The organism is Erwinia sp. V71, assembly GCF_965644245.1.
Taxonomy (GTDB): domain Bacteria; phylum Pseudomonadota; class Gammaproteobacteria; order Enterobacterales; family Enterobacteriaceae; genus Erwinia.
In genome coordinates this window covers 1-227 of sequence record NZ_CBFFRK010000341.1, presented here as the reverse complement: position 1 = coordinate 227, position 227 = coordinate 1, and the positions used below count along the sequence as shown (strand labels likewise).

Annotated in this window: 1 protein-coding gene; it reads right to left on the bottom strand. The window is 52.9% G+C overall.

Annotated elements, in window-relative coordinates:
• On the bottom strand, positions 1 to 227 hold a 227-nt coding region (locus ACSZO1_RS22880), incomplete at both ends, for a transposase (protein WP_437616709.1).

Genomic DNA, 227 nt, shown 5'->3' with positions numbered 1-227 from the left:
CGCTTTTCTGCCCCGCGGTATCCGGCATCGGCAAACACCACGTCCACAGGCTCCGTAATCAGATTTTCCGCCTGATTAAGGTCATGCTCATTTGCTGCGGTGGTGACCACTTTTTCAGTCAGGCCTGTCGCTGCATCAACCGCAATATGCGCCTTCATACCAAAGTACCACTGATTTCCTTTACGGGTCTGGTGCATCTCCGGGTCACGTTGCCCGGATTTATTCTT